Raw genomic sequence first — 26,193 nt, forward strand, 5'->3', positions numbered from 1 at the left:
CAATTCAGGACGCTGCGCTCAGGTGCACTGCCAGAAATGCCCGCTCACCCGGCACTTGCCGCACCAGAAGCTGTACAGCATGCCGCCGCTCCCCCACAGCAACATGCCTTCATTGGTGGTCGGCAGGGTCGAGTCGAGCTGCATCACGAAAGGCATCTGCTCGCCGCAATCGATGCACGCCGGGTAGTGCGCGCTCTGCACCCAGCTCGGCGCGCCGCCCACGCGCGACAGGTTCTGCCGATGATTGGACTGGCCCCAGTCCTGCTGCTGCCAGCGAGGGCTGTCCATCGCGGCAAGACCGACGTCGGCCTGCATCAGGTCACCGCTGTCGGTGGGATTGATCGGCACTTCGCAGTGCTGGCTTGGGTGGCAGCTCGGCACGCCTTCCGCATCGTGGCGATAGAAGCGCACGGGCGGATCTTCCCAACCGCAGCAGTCCAGGCACAGGCCCAAGGTGATCGAGCCGGCCGCGCCTTCCTCCAGCGCCGCAGCATCGGTCCGCAACAGACGCTGCAGCGGCGCATGACAGCTGCCACATGCGGTGTCGAGCGAGCCACCCATGTGTCCCGCATGCTGCACCTGGCCACCGTTCCAGGTAGGGTGCAGCCGCCAGATCCGCTTGCGCCAGCCCGGCTCTTCGGCCACCTGTGCACGATGTTGCTTGCTTCCGAAACGCAGGTGCAGCGGTTGCTGGCCATGCAGGCGGCGCAGCCGAGGGCCATCCGCCAGGCCCGCCCAGTGCGCCCAGACCTGCGCATCCAGATCGCTCCAGTCGGCCAGGTAGCCACGGGCGGCGGCGTAAGTTTCCGGCTGGATCGCCAACAGCACTGCCTTGGCGCGTTCCAGTTCACGATCGTCGTCGGCCTCGGTCAACCGATGCGCCCAGTGCGCTGCGACCGGCGGCGGCAGTGCCTGCCAGACCTGCGGGGCCAGCTGGATGTCATCCTCGATGGCGAGCTCCAGCAGCGCCTCCCAGTCGCCTTGCAGCGCGTGCGGCGCCTGGTAGCTGGCGAACTCCAGCACGCTGGTCAGCAGCTCACCGCGCTCGCCGTCACGATAGCGCCGCCAGGCATCGGCACAGACCGGCGCGACAGCCTCATCCGGCAGCAGATCCAGCGCCGTATCGAGGAAGGTGGAGCTGGGCGAGCGGCGCTCCAGCGCCTGCAGCAGCAGCGCGCCAAGCCGGGGGCGGTCTTCGCTGGCCAGGGTCAACAGCATGCCCAGGCTGTCATTGCGTGTGCGCGTCGCATCGTGCGCATCGAGGATGGCGGTGATGGGGTCGCTCATGCAGGGCTCCTTGCCGGTGAAGCGTGATGGTGCCAGACATCGCGCATCGCCACGACGAATACAATGCCGGCATGACCCGTCAGTTGCCCTGGCGCCTGGCCGATGCGCCGGATGCCCCCTTCCCGCCGGCAGAGACCGCGCTGCGCCAACCCGATGGCCTGCTGGCCGTGGGCGGTGACCTGCACCCGCTGCGCCTCCTCAACGCCTATGCCGGCGGCATCTTTCCGTGGTTCAGCGAGGGCGAGCCGATCCTGTGGTGGTCGCCGGACCCGCGCATGGTGTTCCGCACCGATGGCGTACACCTGAGCAGCAGGTTCCGCCGGCAGCTGCGCGGCAGCAGCTGGGAAGTGACCGCCGATACCGCCTTCAGCCAGGTGATGCGCGCCTGCGCCAGCGCGCCCCGTCCCGGCCAGGAGGGCACCTGGATCAGCCCGGCGATGGTGGATGCCTACAGCCAGCTTCACGACCTGGGGTTTGCGCATTCCTTCGAAGTGTGGGACCGGCAGACGCTGGTCGGCGGCATCTATGGCGTGGCCATCGGCGCGATGTTCTTCGGCGAGAGCATGTTCAGCGGCGCCAGCGGCGGCTCCAAGGTGGCGCTGGCGGCACTGGCGCGCACGCTACATGGCTGGGGTTGGCCACTGATCGATGCGCAGGTGGAGAATCCGCACCTGCTTCGCATGGGCGCCGAACATCTGCCGCGTGCGCCGTTCCTGCAACAGGTCCGCAGTGCGGTGCAGGCGCCGGGCCGGGAAGGCGCCTGGACTCAGCTGGTCGGGCGCGTGCCGGCAACGGATTTTGCCGGGGAATAACACAATCTTTGCAAGCTGGGCGTTTGACGCGTAAAATGCTGCGCCTTAGGCCCAACGTGGCCGTTTTCTGAACCGCACAGGACTACATGTCGAAAGACGATTCCATCGAGTTCGAGGGCACCGTCAGCGAGACGCTGCCGAACACCACTTTCCGCGTTCGTCTGGAAAATGGGCACGAAATCATCGCCCACATCTCCGGCCGCATGCGCAAGAACTACATCCGCATCCTCACCGGTGACCGGGTCAAGGTTGAAATGACCCCGTACGACCTGACCAAGGGTCGCATCACCTACCGAATGAAGTAAGCGGCTGGCGCGTTGCGCCACCCCGACAAGGCCAGCCCTGGACGCTGGCCTTTTGTCATGCCTGGAATCCGGCCCTGCCGGACGGCACCCTGACCGAATGCACCGTGACATCGGTCAGCCATGCTTGCGGCAGATTCGCATTCGCAGCGGCGGCGTCATCGTGGCACCCGATCCAGTCCGGATCGCCACCCCCTGCCCCTGCCATGAACATGTCCTCCCTGCCCGCCGGCTTCGCCGCCCTCGCGCTCGTCACTGCCGTCCTGATCGCGCCTGCCGCCCAGGCCGCCGACACACCGCCGGCAAGTACCGGCGACAGCTGCATCGCCTTGAGCGAGGACCAGCAGATCGTCCGCGCGGGCGCCGACCGTGATGTGCTGCTGCGCAATGGTGACCAGCACTATCGTGTGGTGTTCACCGCCTCCTGCAGCAGCGCCGTGACCTCGCGACGGCTGGCGATTGAAACCCAGGGCCAGGGCAACCAGCTGTGCGGCGGCTCGCGCAGCGTCCTGAAAACCGATCGCGCCAGCTGCACGATCGAACGGGTCGAGCCCCTGGAAGCTGCCGCCTTCCAGCGCATGGCCCGCCAGCGCAGCCGCTGAAGGCCGACACGACAAGGGCGGCCTGAGCCGCCCTGTCGTTGCCTCCGTCGCCGGGCAATGCCCGGCAGACGCTTATTCCACCGTGGCCGGCAACAGCCGCTCTGGCTCGGCCTGCGCCTCGACCACCAGCTCGTCGTTGCGCACGTCGATGCTGACCTTGCCGCCGTTGACCAGCTTGCCGAACAGCAGCTCGTCGGCCAGCGGCCGCTTGACCTTGTCCTGCAGCACCCGCGCCATTGGGCGGGCGCCCATCAGCGGATCGAAACCGTGGTGGGCCAGCCAGTCACGCGCGGTCGGGGTGGCCGACAGGCTGACGTGCTTCTCCTGCAGCAGCATCTCCAGCTCGATCAGGAACTTGTCCACCACGCGCAGGATGTGCTCGAAGCCCAGCGGCTGGAACTGCACCACCGCATCGAGGCGGTTGCGGAATTCCGGCGTGAACGCACGACGGATGGTCTCCATCGCATCGGTGGCGTGGTCCTGCTTGGTGAAGCCGATCGAGCGCCGCGAGGCCTGCGCCGCGCCGGCATTGGTGGTCATCACCAGCACCACGTTCTTGAAGTTGGCTTCGCGACCGTTGGTGTCGGTCAGCACGCCGCGGTCCATCACCTGCAACAGGATGTTGAAGATGTCCGGGTGCGCCTTCTCGATTTCATCCAGCAGCAGCACGCAGTGCGGCGTCTTGACGATCTTCTCGGTCAGCAGGCCGCCCTGGTCGAAGCCGACGTAGCCCGGAGGCGCACCAATCAGGCGGCTGATCGAATGCGGCTCCATGTACTCGGACATGTCGAATCGGACCAGCTCGATGCCCAGCTGCAGCGCCAGCTGGTTGGTCACCTCGGTCTTGCCGACACCGGTGGGGCCGGCGAACAGGAAGTTGCCGATCGGCTTTTCCGGATTGCCCAGGCCCGAGCGCGCCAGCTTGATGGCCGACGCCAGGGTGCCGATGGCCGGATCCTGGCCGAAGATCACCATCTTCAGGTTGCGCTCCAGGTGCTGCAGCACATCCTTGTCGGTGGCGCTGACCTGCTTGGCCGGGATGCGCGCCATCTTGGCGACGATGGCCTCGACCTCTTCGACGTCGATCAGCTCCTTGCGCTGACCTTCCGGCAACAGGCGCTGGCGGGCACCGGCCTCATCGATCACGTCGATGGCCTTGTCCGGCAGCAGGCGATCGGCAATGTGCTTGACCGACAGGTCGACCGCAGCCTGCAGCGCTTCATCGGCGTAGGTCACGCCGTGGTGGGCTTCGTACTTGGACTTCAGGCCCTGCAGGATCTCGTAGGTCTCGCCCACGGTCGGCTCGACGATGTCGATCTTCTGGAAGCGACGGGCCAGCGCCCGGTCCTTCTCGAAGATGCCGCGGTATTCCTGGAACGTGGTCGAGCCGATGCAGCGCAGCTCGCCCGACGCCAGGGCCGGCTTGATCAGGTTGGAGGCATCCATGGTGCCGCCCGACGCCGAGCCGGCGCCGATGATGGTGTGGATCTCGTCGATGAACAGCACCGCATTGGGCACCTTCTTCAACGCGGTCAGCACACCCTTCAGGCGCTTCTCGAAGTCGCCACGGTACTTGGTGCCGGCCACCAGCGCGCCCAGGTCGAGCGAATAGATGACCGCATCGGCCAGCACGTCCGGCACCGAGCCTTCAACGATGCGTCGGGCCAGGCCCTCGGCAATCGCGGTCTTGCCGACGCCGGCCTCGCCCACGTACAGCGGGTTGTTCTTGCGGCGGCGGCACAGGACTTGGATGGTGCGTTCGATCTCGTCGGCGCGACCGACCAGCGGGTCGATGCGACCGGCGCGAGCCTGCTCGTTGAGGTTGCTGGCGAACTCGGTCAGGGCATCACCCTTCGGTTCGCCCTCGCCCCCTTCCATGCGGCCCTCGCCCTCGGACGAGGACGGCTGCTCGCCCTCCTCACCCAGTTTGGCGATGCCATGGGACAGGTAATTGACCACATCCAGCCGGGTGACATCCTGCTGGTTGAGGTAATAGACGGCGTGGGAGTCCTTCTCGCCAAAGATGGCGACCAGCACGTTGGCGCCGGTGACCTCCTTCTTGCCCGAGGACTGCACGTGGTACACGGCCCGCTGCAGCACACGCTGGAAGCCCAGGGTCGGCTGGGTATCGCGGCCGTCATCTTCGGCCAGGCGGGACACGGAGGCCTCGATGGCCTGCTCCAGCTCCTGGCGCAGGCGGTCGGCGTCTGCTCCACAGGCCTTCAATACGGCTTGGGCGGACGGGTTGTCGAGCAGTGCCAGCAGCAGGTGTTCGACCGTCATGAACTCATGTCGGGCCTCACGGGCGCGCTTATAGCATTGGCCGATGGTGTGTTCGAGGTCTTTGCTGAACATGGATTACTCCGGCGGCAGTTGGAGACAATATGCGGCCTGACTACGCGATTTCCATCACCCTAGCGGATTGCGGCGTTCATATGGCGTTAGCACTGCCAAACGCTTGATCATCGTTCACTCCAGGACACCACACTGACCATGAGCGAACCCTACCTGAGCCGCTGGCGATTGCGACGTGATGGTCCTTCGATCCGTACCCCCCATGCCCGGCTCTGGCCGGTGCTGACCGCCTCTGGCGAGGCGGCCATGTTGAAGGTGAGCACGGAGACAGAGGAACAGAACGGCCATCGCCTGCTGCGCTGGTGGAATGGCGACGGCGCCGCACGCCTGCTGGCCCACGAGGGACCGGCGATCCTGATCGAACGGGCGCACGGCGACTCCCTGCGGCAACGTTCGATCAAGGGCGAGGACGACGCCTGCACCATGATCCTGTGCCAGGTCCTGCAGCAGCTGCACCGGCCACGGAGCGCGCCGCCAGAAGATCTGGTCTGCCTGCGTAGATGGTTCGCTGATCTGCTGCAGGCAAGGGCGCCGCTGCCGCCATTGCTGGAACAGTGCAGATCGCTGGCGATGGCACTGCTGGAGGAGGAGCAGGAGATACGGCCGCTGCACGGCGACCTGCATCACGACAACGTGCTCGATTTCGGCACGCGGGGCTGGCTGGCGATCGACCCGAAGCGGCTGCTGGGTGACCGCGCGTTCGACTACACCACGATGTTCAGCAACCCGGACCTGTGCGGGCCAGGCATCCACGTAGCAACGCGGCCCGACCGCTTCCACGCCAGGCTCGAGCAGGTCTGCGAGTTGGCCGATATCGAGCGCGCGCGTCTGCTGCGCTGGATCGCGGCCAGTGCCGGGCTGTCAGCGGTGTGGTTCCTCGATGACGGCGACCCGGCCGACATCGATCAGGCGGTGGCCACGATGGCCCTGCAGGCGCTGGCGGAGGTGTGAACCCTCTGCCTGCCCTGGTAGGTGCCCACCTTGGTGGGCACGCTCCGTCCGGGGTCAATACGCCCGGGCAGAAAGCAGCCGAGCATGGGCTCGGCTCTACAGATCGTGGGCGCTCAGGCCTTTTCCATCGTGCACAGCAGCGGGTGCTGGTTCATCCGCGCGTACTCGTTGACCTGAGCCACCTTGGTTTCGGCCACTTCGCGGGTGAACACACCGCAGACGCCACGGCCACGGGTGTGGACATGCAGCATCACCTGGGTGGCCTTGTCCAGGTCCATGTTGAAGAACTGCTGCAGGACGTCCACGACGAAATCCATCGGGGAGTAGTCGTCATTGAGCAGCATGACCTGATAGAACGGCGGCGGCGCCACTTCCGGGCGCGCGGGCTCCACGGCAACGCCGTGCTCGTGGTGGGAATCGGGGGCGGACTCGCGAGGCATCGGTCCATTATAAGGGGTGAGACGGTCCTGCGTCGGCCCTGCGCGGAATGGACGGCACGGACGCCCGCCGTCACAATTGCACCTTCCCACACTCTTGGTTTCACAGGATCTTCATGAAAAGGACCCTTCTCTCCGCCCTGCTGATCGCCCTGGCTGCCGCTGGCACCGCTGGCGCCGCGACCACCACTGACAGCGCGAAGGCCGACAAGGCCGTTGCCCGTCATCTGGAAAAGCTGGGCTACACCTACGAGGTGGATGAAGACGGCGATTACCAGATGGTGTTCGACGTCGAAGGCGATCGCACCCAGATCGTCTACGTGCGCTCGTCGGTGGAAGACTTCGGTACCCACAACATCCGCGAGATCTGGTCGCCGGGTTACACCTCGCCGACCAAGCAGTTCCCGGTGGCCGTGGCCAACCGCCTGCTGGAAGACTCGCAGGATGCCAAGATGGGCGGCTGGGTGAAGCAGGAGTCGACCGCGATGTTCGTGGTGAAGATCGATGCCGACGCCACCTCCGACCAGCTCAGCGACGCCATCGATGCGGCCATCCGCACCGCCGATGCGATGGAGCTGGAGCTGACCAAGAAGGACGACCTCTGAGTTGAACACCTCGCCGGACCCGCGCTGGGCACCGCATGCAACCGTCGCCACCGTGGTGATCGACGGCGGCCGGGTGCTGCTGGTTGAAGAGACCATCGAAGGCCGGCAGGTGCTGAACCAGCCGGCCGGGCACCTGGAGCCGGGCGAAAGCCTGGCTGCAGCCGCCCTGCGCGAGACCGTCGAGGAAACCGGCTGGACCGTGGAGCTGACCGCCTTCATCGGCTGCTACCAGTGGACCGCCGCCGACGGCACCCCGTTCCTGCGCTTCTGCTATGCCGCGCACCCGGTCTCGCACGACCCGGCACGGCCGCTGGATGCCGGCATCGATCGGGCGCTGTGGATGACCCCGGCCGAACTGCAGGCAGCCGCCGGACGCCAGCGCAGCCCCCTGGTCTGGCAGGTGCTGGCCGACTACCTGGCCGGCCAGCGCTACCCGCTTGCACTGGTCCGGGAGGTCGCATGAGCAGCCCACGGGTGATGGTTGGCGTGTCTGGCGGCGTGGATTCTTCCGTCGCCGCCTGGCGCCTGGTACAGCAGGGCGAGGCCGTGGCTGGCCTGTTCATGCAGAACTGGGCCGACGACGGCAGCGGTGACTGTCGCGCAGAAGATGATCGCCGCGATGCGGTGGCTGTCTGCGGGCTGCTGGGCATCCCGTTCCATTTCCGCGATTTCTCCAACGAGTACTGGCAGGGCGTGTTCGAGCACTTCCTTGCCGAGTACGCCGCCGGCCGCACGCCGAACCCGGACGTGCTGTGCAACCGCGAAGTGAAGTTCAAGCACTTCCTGGATGCGGCCCGCGAGCTGGGCGCCGAGCGCATCGCCACCGGCCACTACGCGCGCATTGCCCAGCGCGGCCATCAATGGCTGCTGCTGCGCGGCGCCGATCGTTCCAAGGACCAGAGCTACTTCCTGCACCAGCTGGGGCAGGAACAGCTGGCAGCCACGCTGTTCCCGATTGGTGATCTGGAAAAGAGCGACCTGCGCCGGATTGCCCGCGACGTGAGCCTGCCGACCCACGCCAAGAAGGATTCGACCGGCATCTGCTTCATCGGCGAGCGCGATTTCCGCGAGTTCCTCGGTCGTTACCTGCCGGCCAAGACCGGGCAGATCCTCGACCCCAGCGATGGCAGCGTGATCGCCGAACATCCTGGCGTGTTCTATTTCACCCTGGGCCAGCGCGAAGGCCTGAACATCGGCGGCGTGCGCGGCCGCCCTGCCGCTCCCTGGTATGTGGTCGGCAAGGACGTGGCCAGCAACGTGCTGTACGTGGACCAGGATCGCGACAGCCCGTGGATGCTGTCCAACCGGCTGCGCTCGGAGACCGCGCACTGGATTGCCGGCGCGCCGCCCGCACGTCGTTTTGAATGCACCGCGCAGACCCGCTACCGCCAGCCGGACGAGCCGTGCACGGTGGACGTGCTGGACGATGGCAGCGTGCAGGTTTCCTTCGCCCGGCCGCAGCGTGCAGTCACCCCCGGGCAATCCCTGGTGCTGTATGACGGTGAGGTCTGCCTGGGTGGCGCGGTGATCGCCGCCACCGACGCGCCGCTGGAACAGCGCCTGCGCACCACCCCTTCTCCTTTTGAGGTACTCGCTGCATGAGTTTCACTGTCGACGACCGCGTTCTGGCTTTGGCCGGCATTGCCCAGGCCCTGCAGCAGGTACGCCGTATCGCCGATACCGGCCATTCCGACGCCGCTGCCGTGCGCACCGCCGTGGACAGCGTGTTCCGCATCGATGCATCCTCGCCGCAGGCAGTGTTTGGTGATCGGCACGCGCTGAAATCCGGCCTGCGCCTGCTGCACAATTATTTCCGCAGCCAAGGCCAGGATCCGATCCTGCCCAAGCTGGCCCTCTCGGTGCTGCAGCTGGAGCGCCGCTTCGTGCAGGATGGAGCCACCGTGAACAAGGTAGCCTCGGGCATCGAGCGCGCCCAGCGCCAGGCCACCGAGCTGGGTGACAGTGGCCACCCGGAAGTACTGGCCGCGCTGGGCGGGCTGTATGCGGACACCATCAGCCACCTCAAGCCGCGGGTGATGGTGCAGGGCAACCCGCACTACCTCGGGCAGGCTGGCGTTGTGGCCGAGATCCGCGCGCTGCTGCTGGCGGCCGTGCGCGCCGCGGTGCTGTGGCGGCAGCTGGGTGGCAGCTATTGGGACTTCCTGCTCAGCCGCAAGGCGATGGTCGAGGCCGTGGACCGTCAGCTGGCCTGACGGTTTGGGGGTCGGATCCCTTTCCGGCATGGAAAGGGCTCTGACCCCGCACGATCCCGCAGCGCCGGAAAACCGGCGCATTCAGAATGCATTTCGAGGCACATCGACGTTAAAGAGAAAGGGGGTACGGCCGATACATCCTCCGTGCACCTCCCGAGAACGTCCATGTACTCACGCATTTTCATCCGTCTGGCCGCCCCCCTGGCTCTGACCCTGCTGCTCCCCTTCGCCATCGGTTTCGAATGGCCGGTCGCCCTGCGTTGGGCGATCCTGACCACGATGACGCTGAGCTGGCTCGGCTTTGCGTGGTGGACCGCCCGCGCCCAGGCGCACCGTTCCCCGGAACATGCCCGTGTCCTGCGCGAGCAGGACCAGCTGCTGACCGAACTGCGCAACTTCGTCGGCAACGAGATCGACGGTTCGCGTGGCGAAGTTGAACGCGCCCGCGACCTGATCCGCCAGGCCGTCTCCAGCCTCGGCGGCAGCTTCGATGCGATGAACCGCAAGTCGCGCCAGCAGAGCCAGGCGTTGTCGCGCATCGTCGACCGCGCCGGTGACGAAGGCGGCGCCGGCCTCGACGTTGCCCGTTTCGCCCAGCACGCCAGCCACCGCATGGAACAGCTGGTGGAAGCGCTGGAACAGGTGAGCGGCCAGAGCAGCACCACCGTGCAGCACATCGACCAGATGGCGCAGCACCTGGATGGCATCTTCGCGCTGCTGGAAGACGTCAAGTCGATCGCCGACCAGACCAACCTGCTGGCCCTGAACGCCGCCATCGAAGCTGCGCGTGCCGGTGAAGCCGGTCGTGGTTTCGCCGTGGTTGCCGACGAAGTGCGCAACCTGTCCGAGCGCTCGACCACCTTCAACGAACAGATCCGCAAGCTGGCACACAGCTCCAAGGACGCCATCGCCAAGGTCCGCGAAACGGTTTCGCACATGGCCTCGCGCGATATGGACCGCTCCCGTGAAGCGCGCCAGGAAGCCGCGGCGATGCTCGACAACGTGGCGCAGATCAATGCGTCGCTGGGCGACGGCATGCGCGAAGTATCCGACTGCGCGCGCTCGATCGATGGCAGCGTGGCCGAAGCCGTGCGCGCCCTGCAGTTCGAGGACATCGCCACCCAGGCGCTGGGCGGCGTGCATACCCACCTGGACCGCCTGACCGCGATCAACCGCGAAGCCGTGGCCCTGCAGGAACTGCTGCACCGCAACGGCGGCGTGTTCGACGAAGAAATCGCCTCTGCCCTGCAGCGCACCGGCAACCGCCTGCGCGAACTGCGCAGCGAATGGGAGCGCCCGCCGCACAAGCCGGTTGCCCAGCAGAGCATGGCCGCCGGCGCGGTCGAGCTGTTCTGATCCTGATGTCCGCTGCCTCTTCCGGCAGCGTGCAAGGCCCCGGTTCCGCCGGGGCCTTTGCGTGTGACCCGCCTTTGGATGCATCCTGCAAGCGCACCATGACCCTGATCCGCGCCCTGCCCCCGATCAACGAGAACGAGCGCCCGCGCAATGCGGGCGTACGTGAGCAGCTGCGCCAGCTGGAAGAGGTGGCCCGCGAAGAAATGCAGGAGCTGCAGCAGTTGGCCGATGCGCGCCCTGCCCCTGCTGTGGCCGGCGACGACCTGCTGGGGTTGGCGTGGGATCTGGGCTTGGATGGCAGTGCGTTGAAGTAGATCCACGCCATGCGTGGATGAGCCGCCGCGATATCTGCAACCTCGGCTTTACCTGCCGCCTTTTAGGATTTGTTGCATAGCCAGAGCAAAGGGACGAGGACACACTGCCCACTCCCACCTTGTCTCTCTGGCCTCTGCATGACGTTCAATCTGGAAGAATCCCGCGAGGCTTTTGAGCAATTCCTGATGCTGATGGACGGCCAGATGGAATGGCTGGTCGCGCAGGCTCAAACGCATGGCATTGAACTGGATAGGAGCCCCGAAAGCCTCGACAGGCTGGAACGCCTGCATGACTTGATGGCTGCCACGCTGTCTGAGGATGAGCGGGACTCTCTGAGGGTCGTGCTCGCCCGATATCTAGGGGAGACCGTCAGGCGGGCACACGGTGGAAGGTGGACCCTGCCATTGGACGACCCCAAGGACGTCCACTTCAACAGACCCGTAATCGTGGGGCACTCGACCTATCCCATGGAAGAATTCAGCCCCATCCATACCATACGCGCCTACTCGCTTCGTGGCCGCCCGGGATTGATCAGAAGCATCGTTGCCAGCAGCGTCAATCCGCAGATCCTGGATCTAAGCGACCTGGTAGAAGAAGATTGACCCAAGTCAGTCCCGAAAGGCACCTGACCTGCTGCACGCACTCGAGTCCTCAGCGCCGCTGCACGTCGTCGCCCCCGTGGCATGATGCGCCGGTCCTGTTCATGGAAGACCGATGGCCATCGCCCTGATTACCCTGCTGCTGGTCGAAATCCTGCTGCTGGTGATGTGGGCGCCATTCTTCTTCCGTACCGGCATCGTCCTGTTCAACCAACGCGTTGCCGCTACGCCGGCCGAGCTGGCCCATCTTTCGCTGGCCGGCCTGGGGCATGACCTGCCCACCGACACCTGGTTGCGTCTGGTGTTCCATGCGCTGCCTGACGGTAGTGTCGCCTTTCGCGAGAGCTTCGCACCCAGCTTCGGAGGTCGCTATTTTCCGTTGATGCGCGGTCGGGTGATGATCGACGCGCGGCGCCGGGAGGTGCGGGTGGTCGGACTGTGCAGCTGGTTCGCGCTGGGCCTGACGCTGATGATGGTGCCGATCATTCTGATCCGGCCAGCGGCGTGGCCTATGCTGGTGGCCCTGCTGCTGTTCTATATGGGCTTTTACATCCAGCGGCGACGCTATGCAGGCGTGGTCGAAGCGGTGCGCGCACGGCTGCGGTCCGAATTCCCACAGCGGCTGGTTGCCGCGCCAAAGTAGATCCACGCCAAGCGTGGATGAACGCTCGCGCAGGCATCAGCGCCGACCAAGGTCGGCATCTACCAGAGCAGTGTAGATCCACGCTATGCGTGGATGGATCCGAGAGAGCTATACAGTTTCGGATTGTTTGCATGGACCTCGGCCAATCCGCCGCTCATCGTGATGGGCCGATTCCAGTTCAGATAAGACTGCAGCTCGATGACCAGCATGGCCCTCTGCCTTTCAGTTGCATTGCACCTTCCGGCAACACCCTACCCATTGACCATTGATCCCAACTCCCTCGCGGCGCTTCAGCAGGCGCTGCAGACATTTGGAGCGTTCCAGCAGCCCTACTCCGCTGCGATCGACCCGTACGATCCTGACGCGGGTGTGATCGACGCAGCAGTCGAGGTGGCCGCGGGATGTGTGCAGGACGGTCCGCCAGTCATCATTCTTGACGATGATGCCGAACAGGAACCGCGGCGCTATCTGGTGCTGAACGAGCCATGGCAAAGCCTTCCGGCGGGAACGTTGTTGCTTGTCTCTGGAGACAAAGCGACCGTCATTTCAGGTCTGGAGTGGAACCCGGAGCTTGCACGGGCCGAGATGATGTTGACCTTTCTCGACCTGCTGCCGAACGACCCGGAAGCCAGGGGCCGCCCCGAGGCTTGCTCGCCAGCCACGGATTTCGATGCCCCAGATCCGTTCATGAAGAGCGTTCTGGATCAACTCAGCACCCACTCTCCAGGATCGCCTGTCACCGAAGTCACGCTGGCCCTATGGAGGGGCAGGCTTCCGGATGCATTGCTGGCACTGTGGCAGCGCGACGGACTTGCGCGCTATCACGATGATCGACTGACGATGGTCAACCCTGAGCACTATGCAGCCCTGCTCGATGTTTTCCTGGCGGACAGCCCGCTGTCGGGCAAGGACAGTTTCCATACCTACGCGATTTCGCCGTTTGGCCAGATGTTCTTTTGTGGTGAGCGTACCGGCGTCGAGTTGATGCTTGAGCCGCACGAAGGCTGCCTGTGCGCGCCTGCGGCGATGACCGTCCGAACAAGCAGCATCGACCGGAACAGTCGCCTGCACGACTTCCTGCTGACATTGGATGATTCCGAAATGGATGTCCTTGCCGAGGACGGAGAACCAATGCTCTGGCGAGCCCGTGAGATGTTGGGGCCACTGGGCGACGGAGAGGTTTATACCTCGACGGAGCCCGTAGCAGAGTACGGCTGGCGGCTAAGCAGCCTGGTAAAACGCAAGGCGCTGGATGTGCTCGCAGAGCTCGCAGAGCGTCGCTGAGAGCAGGCACCTTGACGCGCGTGCAGGCAACCGTGCCGACCAACGGTCGGCACCCACCAAGACCTGTTCCACCGTGCGGGCACCCACCAAAGCAGGGTCGCGGCCCTTCAACGCGCCAGCGCCACTTCGCTGGCGGCGTCGGTGCGGCCTGGCGCGAGGTGCTGCTGGCGCAGCCACTGCGCCAGGTCGCGCGGGCTGAGCGGGCGCGAGTACAGGTAGCCCTGGATCTCGTCGCAGCCCTGGCGGCGCAGCATGTCCTCTTCCTGGTGCGTTTCCACGCCCTCGGCCACCACCTTCATGCCCAGCGCGTGGCCCAGGTGCACGATCGCCTGGGTGACTTCGGCGGTACCGGAATCATGCAGCATGCCCTGCACGAAGCTGCGATCGATCTTCAGGCGACCAACCGGGAAGCGATTGAGGTAGTTGAGGTTGGAGAAGCCGGTACCGAAGTCATCCACCGCCAGCGGCACGCCATGCCGCTCAAGCACATCGAAGCAGTGGCGCAGGATGTCGGTGTCACGGATCAGGGCAGACTCGGTCAGCTCCAGCTCAAGCCGCTGCGGCGGCCAGCCGTGGGCGTGGCAGATTTCGATCACACGCTCGGCAAAACCACGATCACGCAGCTGCACCGCCGACACGTTCACCGCAATGCGCTCGAAATGCAGGCCAGCACGATCCCACGCGGCCGCCTGGCGACAGGCTTCGGACAAGACCCAGTCGCCGATGCGGACGATCTCGCCGCACTTTTCGGCGATGGGAATGAACTCGGCCGGGCTGCAGTAGCCAATCCCCGGTCGATGCCAGCGCAGCAGCGCTTCAATCGCCGGCGGCTCTCCGTGATGGGCGTGCAGCAGCGGCTGGTAGGCCAGGCTGAACTCGTCGCGCTCGATGGCGCCATGCAGACCGTGCTCGATCTCCAGCCGCCGCTGGATCCGCGCCAACGCGTCCTGGCTGTAGTACTGATAGGTGTTGCGGCCGGCTTCCTTGGCCGCGTACATCGCCGCATCGGCAGCGCGAAGCAGGGAATCGAAGTCGGTCTGGTTCTCGCCCAGCATGGCGATGCCCACGCTGGCACCCACCTTCAAGGTGGTATCGCCACGGCGCAGTGGCTCGGCCAGCGAGTTGATCAGCTTGCGCGCCACATGCCCGGCATCTTCCGGCTCGGCAAGGTCGCGCAGCACTACGATGAACTCGTCGCCGCTGAAGCGGCCGAACAGGTCGTTGTTGCGCAGGTTCTGGTGCAGGCGGGTCGCGGCGGCCTTCAGCAACGCGTCACCAGTGGCATGGCCGAAGCTGTCGTTGATGTTCTTGAAGCCGTCCAGATCGATGAACAGCATGGCCAGCGAGGTGCCGCGATCGCGCGCTTCCTCGATGGCCTCGGACGTCTGCTCGCCCAGCAGCACCCGGTTGGGCAATCCGGTCAGCAGATCGTAGTGCGCAAGCAGCTCGATGCGTTCGTTCGCTTCGCGCTCACGGGTGATGTCACGGAACAGGACCACGAAGCGCGGCGGCAGGCCATCGCGACGATCCAGTTCGATCAGTACCTGTACCCACACACGCAGCCCGGATTGGCGGTAGAAGCATAGATCCAGCTGCTCGGGCAGGCCACCACCGGCGATCCGCCCCAGCGCTGCTTCAAACGCCGCGCGCGAATCCTCGGCGTACAGTGCGAGCGCCTGGTCCAGCGTGATCGGTTCCTTGCGCAGGCCGTGGATGCGATAGCACTCCTCGGTCCATTGCATGTTGCGCGTGGCAACTTCGATTTCGCAGCCGCCGATGCGGCCCAGCGCGGATACGCGGTTGAGCAGTTCGGTGCGCCAGCGGATGAGCGCATCGGTCTGGTGCTGTTCGGTGATGTTCTGTACCTGCCCCAGCAAACGCTTGGGCTGGCCGTCCATGTCCAGCAGGGGTTGCATCCACAGCCGCAGATGCTGGGAAGGTTCGTGGCCGCGGGTCAGTTCCAGTTCGATGTTGGCGGCACGGCCGTCACGCCACAGGCGGCGCCATGCCGCACGCAGCGCGCCGCGTGAGCGCGGGTGCAGCTGCTTGAGCCAGCGTCGCTGCCCCGGGATGCTGCCCTGCTGCAGCGCCAGCAGCGAGCGCAGCTCCGGCGACCACCAGAAATGGCGGTTGTGCGGATCGAACGACCAGCTGCCCATGCTGGCGATGCGCTGGGCTTCGCGCAGGTGCAGCTGCTGCTCCTGCAGCAGGGCTTCCAGCTGCTTCTGCTGCTCGATGTCGGTATGGGTACCGACCATGCGCAGCGGCTGGCCATCGGCGGTACGCGCCACCACCCGTCCACGGTCCAGCACCCATCGCCACTGTCCATCGGCCTGGCGGAAACGGAACTGGGCGCTGTACTGCTCGCTGCCCCCTTGCAGGTGTTCATCCAGCGCGACACGCACCTGGGTGATGTCGTCAGCGTGCACGCGCGCCAGCATCTGGGTGGCGGTTTCCTCGCCCAGCGCGGGCGTGCGGGACACCCGGTCGCTGGGGATGTCCCAGTCCCACAGGCTGTGGCCAGCGCTGTCCAGCGCCAGCTCCCAGCGACCGCCGCCGTCGACCGGCACCGGCTCGGGCACGCTGAGAGTGAAGGCGAGCAGATTGCCGCTGCCGTCATGCACAGCGCGCAGGTGGCCATCGTAATGGCCACGTGGGCCGCCCGGCAGCGTGCAGGCGACGATGCCACCGTCGGCGGCCAGCAGGCGCAGGTCCTCCAGCATCGGCGCATAGGCGGCCACCGTGGCCGGCAGGCCGTGCTCGCGCGCGGCTGGATTGGCCGCGAGCGGGCGACCGCTGCGGTCGACGATGACCAGCGCCGAGGCGAGCGGATGCTGCAGCAGGCTGGCGATGATCCCTTGGTCCACGCGATCTTGCTCCGGATGAAACGCCCGACAGCGGGGCACGCAGTGGTTAACGGCGCCTGCGGCGGATAATTGAGTGGCCCGGGCACACCTGCGCGGTAAGATGACCGGCAACCCACTTCCCTGCCCTCCTGCCTGCCCTGTCCATGCCCGTAGAACCGACCGGCACTGCCCCTGTTCCCGACCCGCGGATGGCGCAGGCGCTGGGGCGCGACCGTCGGCGCGTGGTGCTGAGCTACCTGGCGATGGCGCTGGCATGGATGATCGCCAGTGACGGTGCGGTGACGGCCCTCGTGCCGGACCCGCAACAGGCAGCACTCTGGCAGAGCGTGAAGGGCGCATTCTTCGCCCTGGCCAGCGCGGGCCTGCTGTACCTGCTGCTGCGGCCGCTGGCCGAGCACGTGCTGCACACCCATGCCAGGTTGCAGGCCTCCGAGCTGCGTCTGCGGCAGATGTTCGAAGGCAACCCGGGCCCGATCCTGGTCTATGACCTGGACACGCTGGCCATCCTCGATGCCAATCCTGCCGCCTGCAGCACCTTCGGCTGGGACCGCGACGCACTTCTGGCGCAGACCATCGATGTGCTCTGGCCACCGGGCCAGGACCAGGCGTTGCAGACCAAGCTGGAGGAGATCCGCGAGGCACCCGAGCAGCTGTGCATCCTGCGCGCGCAGTTGCAGCTGCGCGACGGCAGCCTGCGCCAGATGGAACTGCGCTCGAACGCGATCGACTACGACGGACACACTGCCCGCCTGCTGATCGCCATCGATCGCACCGCCGAAGACCTGGCCCAGCTGCGGCGCGACCAGGCATTGGCGCGCGTGGAAGAAGCCCACGAGCTGGCCCGGATCGGCGCGTGGGAGCTGGACCCGTCCACCGGCCAGGGCCGTTACTCCAACCAGGTCTATCGCCTGCTCGGCCGTCGCCCGCCCGAAGCGCGACGCTGGCACCGTTTCGACGAGCTGCTGGTGGCAGCCGACCCGGCCACCGCAGCACAGACCGATCAGGTGCTGGCCGAGCTGTGCTCGGGTGAGCAGGTGCAGGTGGACGTGCTGCTGCCGGTGCTGGCAATGGATGGCCGCGCGCTGATGGTGCACCTGCGCGCCGCCAGCGGTGTGGATGAGGCCGGCCGTGACCGGATCCTGGGCACCCTGCAGGACGTGACCGAGCGTGAGCAGTCGCGGCGCCTGCTGCGCGAACGCGAGGAACAGTTCCGCGAGCTGGTGCGGGTGTTGCCCGACGGCGTGGTGATCCTGTCCGACGAACATGTGCTGTATGCCAATGCGTGGGCGGCCAGCCTGTTCGGCTACGGCAGCCACACACTGCTGGGTGAGCCGCTGTCGGCCCTGGTGGCGGGCGGCGACCTGGCCCGGACGCGCGCGCAGATGCGCGCTGGGCAGCCCCAGCACAGCCCGGGCCACAGCAGCGTGGTGGCCATGCAGCGCGCCGATGGCCGCAGCTTCCAGGCGGGCCTTGCCGTGGGTGACGTGCGCTATGGCGGGCGCGACTGCAAGCTGCTGATCGTGCGCGACCTGAGTGAATCGGAACAGACCCGAAGCGCGCTGGAGACCAGCAACCGCGAGCTGCAGGCAATGGCCGGCCGCCTGTTCTCGCTGCAGGAAGACGAGCGCCGGGCGATCTCGCGCGACCTGCACGATGACATCGGCCAGGCGATCACCGCGATCAAGCTCTCTGCCTATGCGGCACAGCACGAGGATGATGCGCAGCGGCGCGGCGAGGACCTGGCGCAGATCGTCAGCCTGGCCGATACCACCGTCGCCAAGCTGCGCGACATCTCCACCCTGCTGCGGCCGCCACAGCTGGATGCGCTGGGCCTGGAGGCGGCGTTGAGCTGGCAGGCGCGCGTGCTGTTCCGCTCGTCCAGCGTCGAACTGCAGGCCGAGATCGAATCGCTGCCCACACGCCCGGACAACAGCATCGAACAGGCCTGTTTCCGCATCGCCCAGGAAAGCCTGACCAACGTGCTGCGCCACGCGCGCGCCAGCCAGGTGGTGCTGCAGCTGCGCGATGTCGACCAGCGCGGACTGCACCTGATGATCCGTGACGATGGCGAAGGGTTCGACCCGGATGGCCCGCGCGGCCTGGGCCTGATCGTGATGCGCGAGCGCGCGCAGAGCGTGGGCGGCCACGTGCGGATCGAGTCGGCGCATGGCGCCGGTACCCTCGTCGATGTCCACCTTCCTTACCAGGCCGCTGTTACGGCGGCCGTCGAGTCAGCGGAATACTGAGCCCATGTGGAACCCCAACCTGCCCCCGGTCAGCATCGATGATGCGCCTGATCGCCTCGGCGCCGGCAACCCCGAGCTGCAGGCTATGGTCGCCGAAGCCGCTTCCGGAGGCACCCCGCTGATGCTGATGCACGTGGACATCGACCACTTCGCCTCGGTCAACGAGAACATGAGTGCGGAGGTCGGTGACCAGGCACTGGTGCTGGTCGCCCAGCGCCTGCAGTCCTACCTGCGCGGACGCGGCATGCTGTGGCGCCATGGCAGCGATGAGTTCCTGATCGCCGTGCCGCGCACCGCCGATCTGCCACTGGCCGAGGATTTCGCCGAAGAGATCCGCCAGCAGATGGAGCTGCCCCTTTCGGTACTGCCCTATACGCTGTTCATGACCGGCAAACTGGGCGTGAGCCTGTGCCCGGAGCACGCCAGCAATGCCTCGCGCCTGCTCGACCATGCCGAGGACGCGCTGTACCAGGCCGCCCGCGAAGGCGGCAATGCGGTGCGCATCCATGCGGTGGACACGCCGCCGAGCGCGCACAGCGAGAGCATCATCGCAAGGCAGATCGTCGATGCCATTCCCAACGGCGAATTGAAGCTGCGCTACCAGCCGCTGGTCAGCGCCCGCGATGGCCATGTGGTGGGCATGGAGGCGCTGCTGCGCTGGCAGTCGCCCACGCTGGGCATGCTGGTGCCGGAGCGCTTCATGCGTACCGCCGAGCGCCTGGGCATCATCGTGCAGATCGGCACGTGGGTGCTGGAAGGCGCGTTGAAGCAGGCCCGGCTGTGGCGCGACCAGGGCTTCGATGACTTCACCATCGCGGTGAATGTATCCACCCTGCAGCTGCTGCGCCCGAACTTCTTTGCCGAGGTCATGGGCGTGATCCAGGCGTCCGGCGTGCCAGCGCAGATGCTGACGCTGGAGATCAACGAAAGCGCCCTGACCAACAACGTCAACTTCGTCCACGAAACACTGGCCAACCTGCGCAACGAAGGCATCAGCCTGAGCCTGGACAACTTCGGCACCGGCGATTCGAGCCTGAGTGCGCTGGTGCGCTACCCGGTGGACAAGCTGAAGATCGACCGCAGCTTCATCAAGAGCGCACCGGCGGGCAATCGTGAAGCGGCGATCGCCCGCGCGATCATCGCGATGGGCCACCAGCTGGGCATGACGGTGATCGCCAATGGCGTGGAATCGCAGGCGCAGCTCGGCTTCCTGCGCCGCAATGACTGCGACGTGTTCCAGGGTTATCTGTTCGGCGAGCCGATGTCGGCCGATGCCGCGGGCATGACCCTGCGTCGCCGCTACCTGCGTCCGGAAGCATTCGCCGAAACCCGGCCGGACCGCACCCTGCTGCTGCTGGACGACGAAGAGAACGTGCTGCGCTCGCTGGTGCGCCTGTTCCGCCGCGATGGTTACCGCATCCTGGCGGCAGGCAATGTGCGCGATGCGTTCGATCTGCTGGCGATCAACGACGTGCAGGTGATCCTGTCCGACCAGCGCATGAGCGACATGAGCGGCACCGAGTTCCTGGGCCGGGTGAAGATGCTGTACCCGGACACGATCCGTCTGGTGTTGTCTGGCTATACCGATCTGAACACGGTGACCGATGCGATCAACCGCGGTGCGATCTACCGGTTCCTGACCAAGCCATGGAACGACGACGAACTGCGCAAGCACATCCATCAGGCATTCCGCACGTACGAGGAACAGCGGCGCAGCAATGGTGGCCTGGCAGCGGTGGAGCCGGCCGACGGCGGCGAGGATCGTTCGCCGCTGCGCTGATCCTGCGCACGGGTAGTGCCGGCCGCTGGCCGACAGCTACCGGGTCGCTGGTTTCACCGGGTTGCCGGTCAGCGGCCGGCATTACCGGAAATCTCTACCGCGGCTGCTTGATCGGCAGCACCAGGCGGAAGCGCGAGCCGACACCCGGTGTGCTGTCCAGGTCGATGCGGCCGTGGTGCTTGTTGATGATGCTGTAGGAGATCGACAGGCCCAGGCCGGTACCACTGCCCACCGGCTTGGTGGTGAAGAACGGATCGAAGATGCGCTGGCGCAGTTCCGGCGAGATGCCACCGCCGGTGTCTTCAAATTCCACCCACACCGTATCGCCATCCACGCCGGTACGCACGGTGATCGTGCCGCGCTCGGCGATGGCATGGCCGGCGTTGAGCAGCAGGTTCATGTAGACCTGGTTCAACTCCGACGGCAGGCATTCCACCAGCGGCAGCTGGCCGAACTCGCGCACCAGGTGCACCTTGTACTTGAGCTCGTTCCAGATGATGTTGATGGTCGATTCAAGGCCGGAATGCAGGTCGACCAGCTTCCACGACTCATCGCGGCCGGAATAGGAGAAGTCCTTCAGGTCGCGCACGATACGGGTGACGCGCTCGATGCCTTCGCGTGATTCGGCCATCAGCTGCGGCAGGTCGCGGCTGATGAAATCGATGTCCAGGCGGTCACGGATATCGTCGATTTCCGGAATCAACGCCTTAGGATCCGGCGCACGCAGGGCACGCTCGTAGGCTTCGATCACCGTGAACAGACTGCGCAGATACTCCTGCAGGCTGCCCAGGTTGGAATGCACGTAACCGATCGGGTTGTTGATCTCATGCGCCACGCCGGCGGCAAGCTGGCCGATGGAGGCCATCTTCTCCGACTGCAACAGTTTTTCCTGGGTGCCGTTCAAGCGCAGGTACGCCTGCCGCAGTTCGGCATGGCGCTGCTGCAGTTCGCGCTCGTAGTCTTCCTGGCCTTCGATATGGCGGAACAACGCCAGGTAGTGCCCCGAACCGGGCTCGCCATGGAAGTACAGATGGGCGATGACCACGCCCTCGCCCAGCGGCAGGCTGCCATTCCAATGACCGTGCTGGCGCGCATGTTCGAGGGCATCCGGCGGCAACAGCTCGCGCAGGCGCTGCGGCGGCGGCAAGGCGCTTTCGTCGCTGCCCAGCAGGCTCTGTGCGGCCGGGTTGGCCAGGGCCACCTGTCCATCTTCGGTGAACAGCAACAGACCTTCGCGCAGGCGCTCAAGCAGGGCCTGCAGCACCGGTTGCGGCGGAAGGGGGGCGGTAACCAGAACGTTGGCGGCGGACACGGCGACTCGAGGCGATCAAACAGGCGCCCAATATACGCGCTCGTGCGGCGGCCGACAGCCGCCATCGGGCGGTCAGCCGACCGCCGGCCGGTCAGGCGACGGCGAGTGGCCGCCGCGCGGTGACGGTATGCGACTGGCCCTTGGCGTCGTATGCCGAGGACTCTTCGGTGCGGCCCATCTGGCGCAGTGCCCAGTTGACCTCGCGCCGGCGCCGCGACAGCAGCACGCCGTTGGCGCGGTTGCGTTCGGCCAGTTCCTGCAGCTGCTCGCCCTCGCCCACCGGCGGCGTGCCTTCCAACGCACGCAGCGCTTCCAGCTTCGCACCGGTGGCACGGATCAGGGCATGCACGTCGTGCTCGACCAGGGCCTGGCGCTCAACGTCCAGGGCCTGGGCAAGGCGCTGCAGCGGCTCGCTCATCGCCGCGGTCATCCTTGCAGCTGCTGGTCCAGTTCAAGCATGCGCGAAGCGATCGCGTCCGGATTGATCTTGTAGGTGCCGTTCTGCAGCGATTCGCGCACCGCTGCAACACGCTGGGCGTCGATCGCCGGGGCGGTGCTCAGCTCACGCTCGATGGCCTGCAGGTTGGTGGCTTCGCCGGTCAGGCGCAGGCTGTCAGCCGCCTCGACCGGACGTGCCGCCGAATCGGTGCTCACACCGGGCTTGGCGGCCGGGGTGGTCACGCTGCGCAGTGCCTGGGGGACCTGCAGGTTGCCGTCGATTTTCTGGCTCATGGGGTGTCCTGGAGTTGCCGTACACAAGGGATAACGGCCGCAGGGCCGTGATCTTTAGGGGAATTCTGCATCATTTCAACGCGCCACGATTACGTCACCGGCCGCATCCACCGTGCCCTGCACGATACGGCGCGAGGACAGGTTTTCCACTGAGACGCGCTCGTTCTGTCCGGCATCGCCTAGTGCGCGCCCGGCGATGCGGACCTCGACCGAGCCACGCCGCGATACAAGTGCCACACTGTCTCCTCGTTTAATGAGACGCTGGGCCACCAGATCGTTGCTCGACAACAGGGTTCCCGCCGGCAACGGCCGACGGGCGATGCGGCCGATCGCTGCGGCAGGATCGGCCAGCACTGCGCCGGCAATCCGTGCCGCGTCACGCTGGGCAGTACTGATATCGGCGGCGGCGATGGATTCTCCAGTGCCGATGCCGCGGGTCAACACCAGTACGGTCTGGTTGCGGCGCACCTTCACCGGCACGAACAGGCGCCAGCCTCCGGCGTCGGGGCAACTGACTTCCACGGTCGTATTGGCGGTGGGCTGCACCTGCAGTGCGCCGCCGCAGCGGGGAAGGCGCAGCGCATCGGCGACGACAGCCTCACCCTCGGTACCTGCGGCCAGGGTCGACAGTGCCGCGGCGCGGATGCTGGCCACCGGCTGCCAGTCGGCTGCGGTTGCCCACGGCGCGGCCACGGCCAGTGCAATGGCAAGGAAAGAAGCAATGCGGCGCATGGCGCCTCCTGTCGGTAAGACCTGGCCCAGACGCGTGCAAGCTGCGTGCCACAGGCGGTGCACGGAAATCCGCGCGGGTCCGGCCCTGCACACAGGCCCTCAAGTTCCGCCCTGCCCGCGCCGATACAGCAGCCATGTCCCATGACCTGCTCAACCGGATCGACCAGCGAACCCGACTGGCCGGCCACAATCGCCTGGCGCTGCTGCTGTTCCGCCTCGGCGGACGTCAGCTTTTTGGCGTCAACGTCTTCAAGGTGCAGGAAGTGCTGCGCCGCCCGGAACTGTTCCAGGTGCCCGGCCTGCCCGGCCAGTTTGCCGGCGTGGCCGATGTACGCGGCCGCTCGGTGCCGGTGCTGGACCTGGGCCTGGCCATCGGCCACCCCGAGCGCGAGCCGGATGCGGACACTGCACCGGGCTATCTGGTGGTTACCGAGTTCAACCGCTCGATCCAGGGCTTCCTGGTCAGCGGCGTGGAGCGCATCGTCAACATCGCGGTGGAAGACATCCACCCGCCGCCGGAACTGGGTGCTGAATCCAGCTACCTGACCGCGGTGACCCGCTTCCAGGGCGAGCTGATCCAGGTGATCGACGTGGAAAGCGTGCTGGCCGACATCGCCCAGGTGCGTGGTGAGGCGGTGCTCGACCCCGCCATGGCGATGCCCGCCGATGCCCCGCAGCTGCAGGTGCTGGTGGTGGATGATTCCCGGGTGGCCCGCCAGCAGATCCGCAGTGTGCTGGACCAGCTGGGCGTGGGCGCAACCCTGCTCTCGGATGGCAAGCAGGCGCTGGACCACCTGCTGCAGATCCACGCCTCGGGTGAAAACCCGGCAGACCGCTACGCCATGGTGATCTCGGACATCGAGATGCCGGCGATGGACGGCTACACGCTGACGACGGAAATCCGGCGGCACGCCGGCCTGTCCGGGCTGTACGTGCTGCTGCATACCTCGCTGTCGGGCGTATTCAACAATGCGATGGTCGAGCGCGTGGGTGCCAATGCCTTCGTTGCCAAGTATTCGCCGCACGAGCTGGCCGACTTCGTGCTGGACCGCCTGCGCAAGGTAGCGATGGCGGCGTAAGGCCGCCCGTGGGGTCGGACCCCCGAAGGGGCTCCGACCCCATACATCGCAATGCGTGACCCTCGGGGTCAGAGCCCCTGCGGGGATCTGACCCCACGCCTTTGGCACACCACTTGCAGCTTCCCGGGCAACGTTCCCGTGGGAGTGCACCGTGCGCAACCTGATTACCGACTACCTGGGCGTCCATGCCCAGGCAATGCCGTTGCGCGAACAGCGCATGAAGCTGATCGCCAGCAATCTCGGCAATGCCGACACCCCCGGCTACAAGGCCCAGGACCTGGACTTCGATTCGGCCCTGCGCCATGCCCAGGGGCTGGATGCCAACGGCCTGATGACCACCACCAACGAGCAGCACTACGAAATCGGTAGTGGCCTCAATCCGTTCCAGGTGGCGCGCGAGGGCGTGCAGCCCAGCATCGACGGCAACACCGTCGACCCCGATGCCGAACGCGCCGCCTATGGCCGCGCGGCGCTGGAATACCGCGCTTCGCTGAGCTTCGTCGAAAGCAAGGTGCGTTCCATGCTCACCGCGATCACGGGGCAATAAGCCATGAGCAACCTGCCGATCTTCGACATCGCCGGCTCCGCACTGCAGGCGCAGTCGGTGCGCATGAGCACCATCGCCTCCAACCTGTCCAATGCTGACAGCATCGCCGGCTCCGCCGACGCGGTGTACAAGCCGCTGGAACCGATCTTCCAGGCGGTCACCAGCAAGACCGATCCGAACATCACCTCGGTGCAGGTCAAGGAAATCACCCAGAGCAACGCGGCGCCGATCAAGCGCTACGAGCCGGGCCATCCGCTGGCCGATGGCGATGGCTACATCTACCAGCCCGACGTCGATCCGGTGGCGCAGATGGTCAACCTGATCTCCACCTCGCGCAATTACCAGGCCGGCGTGGAGATGTTGACCACCGCCAAGGAACTGGCCCTGGCCACCCTGACCATGGGCCGCTGAGGCCCGCTGCACCGGACACCGCCATGACCACTGCCGTCAACAACCAGAGCAACCAGGACGTCTACGCCGCCCTCGGCCTGAACGCCCCCAACAGCAATGCCACCAAGAAGAAGAACACGCTGGACCAGGCCGATTTCCTGCGCCTGATGACCGAGCAGCTGCAGCACCAGGATCCGCTGAAGCCGATGGACAACACGCAGATGGTCTCGCAGATGGCGCAGATGTCGACCGTGCAGGGCATCACCGATCTGAACAAGTCGGTGAAAGGCTTCCAGGAGTCGATGGCCAGCGACCAGGTGCTGCGTGGCGCCGCGCTGGTCGGCCACCAGGTGCTGGTGCCGTCGGAAAAGCTGGTGCTGGAAAAGGAAGGCTCGGTGGACGGCACGGTTGCCGCACCGGCCGCGGGCATCGTCACCGTGGACGTCACCGACGCCAACGGTGCCAAGGTCACCTCGATCAGCGTTGAAGCCAAGGCAGCCGGCGAGACCGCGTTCACCTGGGACGGCAAGGATGCCAACGGCAAGCGCATGGAACCGGGCAAGTACAACATCGTCGCCAACCACGTCGACACCACCGGCAAGAGCACCAAGCTGTCCACCTTCGTGCAGGCACCGGTGGAAAGCGTGACCGTCGGGTCCGACGGCCTCTACCTGAATCTCAAGGGCCTGGGCACGGCCCCTCTCGACTACGTGCTCCGCGTCAGCTGAGCCGCACCCACCGCATCCA

At 66.1% G+C, this 26,193-nt stretch carries 27 protein-coding genes; 19 read left to right on the forward strand and 8 right to left on the reverse strand.

The genetic code is table 11. From position 1 onward, the window contains the following. Positions 1 to 18 precede the first annotated feature (18 nt). Positions 19 to 1,287: a hypothetical protein gene (locus MRBLST15_RS03035; RefSeq protein WP_367785210.1), complete on the reverse strand. Its 1,269-nt coding sequence runs from the start codon at positions 1,285 to 1,287 to the stop codon at positions 19 to 21. A 71-nt stretch (positions 1,288 to 1,358) separates the two neighbouring features. On the opposite strand from MRBLST15_RS03035, the gene aat reads away from it, so the two are divergent. The 3 genes from aat (at position 1,359) to MRBLST15_RS03050 (ending at position 3,003) form a co-directional block, all read left to right on the forward strand. Beyond that, a complete protein-coding gene (gene aat, locus MRBLST15_RS03040; protein ID WP_312704188.1) occupies positions 1,359 to 2,099 on the forward strand; it encodes a leucyl/phenylalanyl-tRNA--protein transferase in 741 nt (246 codons plus the stop codon). 86 nt (positions 2,100 to 2,185) lie between these two features. Beyond that, positions 2,186 to 2,404 (forward strand): translation initiation factor IF-1, encoded by a 219-nt coding sequence (gene infA / locus MRBLST15_RS03045; RefSeq protein WP_005409596.1) that lies wholly within the window; start codon positions 2,186 to 2,188, stop codon positions 2,402 to 2,404. A 209-nt stretch (positions 2,405 to 2,613) separates the two neighbouring features. Then, positions 2,614 to 3,003 (forward strand): hypothetical protein, encoded by a 390-nt coding sequence (locus MRBLST15_RS03050; protein ID WP_312704167.1) that lies wholly within the window; start codon positions 2,614 to 2,616, stop codon positions 3,001 to 3,003. 72 nt (positions 3,004 to 3,075) lie between these two features. Here MRBLST15_RS03050 and clpA read toward each other — a convergent pair whose 3' ends face one another. After that, positions 3,076 to 5,358 (reverse strand): ATP-dependent Clp protease ATP-binding subunit ClpA, encoded by a 2,283-nt coding sequence (gene clpA / locus MRBLST15_RS03055; protein ID WP_367785211.1) that lies wholly within the window; start codon positions 5,356 to 5,358, stop codon positions 3,076 to 3,078. A gap of 138 nt (positions 5,359 to 5,496) precedes the next feature. Between clpA and MRBLST15_RS03060 the strand changes: the two genes are divergently transcribed. After that, the gene (locus tag MRBLST15_RS03060) at positions 5,497 to 6,309 is read left to right on the forward strand and encodes an APH(6) family putative aminoglycoside O-phosphotransferase (protein ID WP_312704169.1); all 813 of its coding nucleotides are present in this window, start codon (positions 5,497 to 5,499) and stop codon (positions 6,307 to 6,309) included. 113 nt (positions 6,310 to 6,422) lie between these two features. Here MRBLST15_RS03060 and clpS read toward each other — a convergent pair whose 3' ends face one another. Further along, positions 6,423 to 6,749, reverse strand: coding sequence for an ATP-dependent Clp protease adapter ClpS (gene clpS / locus MRBLST15_RS03065; RefSeq protein ID WP_025879127.1), 327 nt, complete (start codon positions 6,747 to 6,749; stop codon positions 6,423 to 6,425). A gap of 113 nt (positions 6,750 to 6,862) precedes the next feature. Between clpS and MRBLST15_RS03070 the strand changes: the two genes are divergently transcribed. The 9 genes from MRBLST15_RS03070 (at position 6,863) to MRBLST15_RS03110 (ending at position 13,761) form a co-directional block, all read left to right on the forward strand. Beyond that, positions 6,863 to 7,351, forward strand: a complete 489-nt coding sequence (locus tag MRBLST15_RS03070; RefSeq protein WP_265951814.1) for a hypothetical protein — start codon at positions 6,863 to 6,865, stop codon at positions 7,349 to 7,351. A 1-nt stretch (position 7,352) separates the two neighbouring features. Then, on the forward strand, positions 7,353 to 7,814 hold the full coding sequence (locus MRBLST15_RS03075; RefSeq protein WP_312704170.1) for an NUDIX hydrolase: 462 nt from the start codon (positions 7,353 to 7,355) through the stop codon (positions 7,812 to 7,814). Next, entirely contained in the window at positions 7,811 to 8,953 is a 1,143-nt protein-coding gene (gene mnmA / locus MRBLST15_RS03080) for a tRNA 2-thiouridine(34) synthase MnmA (protein WP_089241078.1), read from the forward strand. Before MRBLST15_RS03075 ends, mnmA begins: the two co-directional genes overlap by 4 nt. Beyond that, positions 8,950 to 9,564 carry a high frequency lysogenization protein HflD gene (gene hflD / locus MRBLST15_RS03085; protein WP_099818418.1) on the forward strand — a complete coding sequence of 205 codons (615 nt, stop codon included), beginning with the start codon at positions 8,950 to 8,952 and terminating at the stop codon, positions 9,562 to 9,564. The genes mnmA and hflD overlap by 4 nt, the downstream gene beginning before the upstream one ends. Positions 9,565 to 9,729: 165 nt before the next feature. Beyond that, entirely contained in the window at positions 9,730 to 10,920 is a 1,191-nt protein-coding gene (locus MRBLST15_RS03090) for a methyl-accepting chemotaxis protein (protein WP_100465318.1), read from the forward strand. Between the two features lie 98 nt (positions 10,921 to 11,018). Continuing rightward, positions 11,019 to 11,234 (forward strand): hypothetical protein, encoded by a 216-nt coding sequence (locus MRBLST15_RS03095; RefSeq protein WP_205404047.1) that lies wholly within the window; start codon positions 11,019 to 11,021, stop codon positions 11,232 to 11,234. Between the two features lie 138 nt (positions 11,235 to 11,372). Next, entirely contained in the window at positions 11,373 to 11,837 is a 465-nt protein-coding gene (locus MRBLST15_RS03100) for a hypothetical protein (protein ID WP_265952794.1), read from the forward strand. 112 nt (positions 11,838 to 11,949) lie between these two features. Further along, positions 11,950 to 12,477 carry a hypothetical protein gene (locus MRBLST15_RS03105; protein WP_367785212.1) on the forward strand — a complete coding sequence of 176 codons (528 nt, stop codon included), beginning with the start codon at positions 11,950 to 11,952 and terminating at the stop codon, positions 12,475 to 12,477. A 198-nt stretch (positions 12,478 to 12,675) separates the two neighbouring features. Then, positions 12,676 to 13,761, forward strand: a complete 1,086-nt coding sequence (locus MRBLST15_RS03110) for a GAD-like domain-containing protein (protein WP_367785213.1) — start codon at positions 12,676 to 12,678, stop codon at positions 13,759 to 13,761. 107 nt (positions 13,762 to 13,868) lie between these two features. On the opposite strand, the gene MRBLST15_RS03115 is transcribed toward MRBLST15_RS03110, so the two are convergent. Continuing rightward, entirely contained in the window at positions 13,869 to 16,628 is a 2,760-nt protein-coding gene (locus tag MRBLST15_RS03115) for a bifunctional diguanylate cyclase/phosphodiesterase (RefSeq protein ID WP_367785214.1), read from the reverse strand. Between the two features lie 143 nt (positions 16,629 to 16,771). On the opposite strand from MRBLST15_RS03115, the gene MRBLST15_RS03120 reads away from it, so the two are divergent. Then, positions 16,772 to 18,874, forward strand: coding sequence for a PAS domain S-box protein (locus MRBLST15_RS03120; RefSeq protein WP_367785215.1), 2,103 nt, complete (start codon positions 16,772 to 16,774; stop codon positions 18,872 to 18,874). Between the two features lie 4 nt (positions 18,875 to 18,878). After that, complete coding sequence (locus MRBLST15_RS03125) at positions 18,879 to 20,654, forward strand: EAL domain-containing protein (RefSeq protein WP_025879116.1); 1,776 nt, start codon at positions 18,879 to 18,881, stop codon at positions 20,652 to 20,654. 94 nt (positions 20,655 to 20,748) lie between these two features. On the opposite strand, the gene MRBLST15_RS03130 is transcribed toward MRBLST15_RS03125, so the two are convergent. From MRBLST15_RS03130 to flgA, 4 genes are all read right to left on the reverse strand, one after another. After that, positions 20,749 to 21,966 (reverse strand): ATP-binding protein, encoded by a 1,218-nt coding sequence (locus tag MRBLST15_RS03130; protein ID WP_236512136.1) that lies wholly within the window; start codon positions 21,964 to 21,966, stop codon positions 20,749 to 20,751. A 91-nt stretch (positions 21,967 to 22,057) separates the two neighbouring features. Further along, positions 22,058 to 22,396 carry a flagellar protein FlgN gene (locus tag MRBLST15_RS03135; protein WP_208081380.1) on the reverse strand — a complete coding sequence of 113 codons (339 nt, stop codon included), beginning with the start codon at positions 22,394 to 22,396 and terminating at the stop codon, positions 22,058 to 22,060. Then, positions 22,393 to 22,698 carry a flagellar biosynthesis anti-sigma factor FlgM gene (gene flgM, locus MRBLST15_RS03140; protein ID WP_025879113.1) on the reverse strand — a complete coding sequence of 102 codons (306 nt, stop codon included), beginning with the start codon at positions 22,696 to 22,698 and terminating at the stop codon, positions 22,393 to 22,395. Before flgM ends, MRBLST15_RS03135 begins: the two co-directional genes overlap by 4 nt. 75 nt (positions 22,699 to 22,773) lie before the next feature. Next, entirely contained in the window at positions 22,774 to 23,430 is a 657-nt protein-coding gene (gene flgA, locus MRBLST15_RS03145; RefSeq protein WP_367785216.1) for a flagellar basal body P-ring formation chaperone FlgA, read from the reverse strand. A gap of 134 nt (positions 23,431 to 23,564) precedes the next feature. Between flgA and MRBLST15_RS03150 the strand changes: the two genes are divergently transcribed. From MRBLST15_RS03150 to MRBLST15_RS03165, 4 genes are all read left to right on the forward strand, one after another. After that, on the forward strand, positions 23,565 to 24,509 hold the full coding sequence (locus tag MRBLST15_RS03150; protein WP_089241055.1) for a chemotaxis protein: 945 nt from the start codon (positions 23,565 to 23,567) through the stop codon (positions 24,507 to 24,509). Positions 24,510 to 24,660: 151 nt separating this feature from the next. Beyond that, positions 24,661 to 25,056 carry a flagellar basal body rod protein FlgB gene (flgB, locus tag MRBLST15_RS03155; RefSeq protein WP_025879110.1) on the forward strand — a complete coding sequence of 132 codons (396 nt, stop codon included), beginning with the start codon at positions 24,661 to 24,663 and terminating at the stop codon, positions 25,054 to 25,056. 3 nt (positions 25,057 to 25,059) lie between these two features. Beyond that, positions 25,060 to 25,467 (forward strand): flagellar basal body rod protein FlgC, encoded by a 408-nt coding sequence (gene flgC, locus MRBLST15_RS03160; protein ID WP_025879109.1) that lies wholly within the window; start codon positions 25,060 to 25,062, stop codon positions 25,465 to 25,467. A 23-nt stretch (positions 25,468 to 25,490) separates the two neighbouring features. Further along, the gene (locus MRBLST15_RS03165; RefSeq protein ID WP_258265858.1) at positions 25,491 to 26,174 is read left to right on the forward strand and encodes a flagellar hook capping FlgD N-terminal domain-containing protein; all 684 of its coding nucleotides are present in this window, start codon (positions 25,491 to 25,493) and stop codon (positions 26,172 to 26,174) included. Positions 26,175 to 26,193 lie beyond the last annotated feature (19 nt).

The organism is Stenotrophomonas sp. LST15-1-1.1, assembly GCF_040815575.1.
GTDB classification, from domain to species: Bacteria; Pseudomonadota; Gammaproteobacteria; order Xanthomonadales; family Xanthomonadaceae; genus Stenotrophomonas; species Stenotrophomonas lactitubi_B.